Here is a 340-nt window from a genome sequence, read left to right as displayed (position 1 = left end):
GCTTGATGACGACCTCGGGCTGGCCCGCAGTCACCGAGGCCAGAAGAGCGGGCGTGGCGAGCGCCGCGAGCGGACTCATGACCGCGAAGAACAGCAGCACCCCAAGAATGGTGGGGCCGCGCCACGTTCGGCGGATCTCGGTGAACTCCTTGGCGAGGAAGCGCGCGAATGCGCTCATCAGGCGTCACCCCGGCTCGCGCCCACCAGATCCACGAACACCTCTTCCAGCCCTACCTCGCACGGCTCCAATCGCAGAAGCGCCAGACCTCGCTCCGCGACGAGAGCAGGTATCTCGCGCCCGGCGGCGTCGATCCCTACGAGCCGGTCCCGCCGAATGAGC

The organism is Actinomycetota bacterium (assembly GCA_005774595.1).
GTDB lineage: Bacteria > Actinomycetota > Coriobacteriia > Anaerosomatales > D1FN1-002 > D1FN1-002.
Note: the sequence above shows the minus strand (reverse complement) of the source record.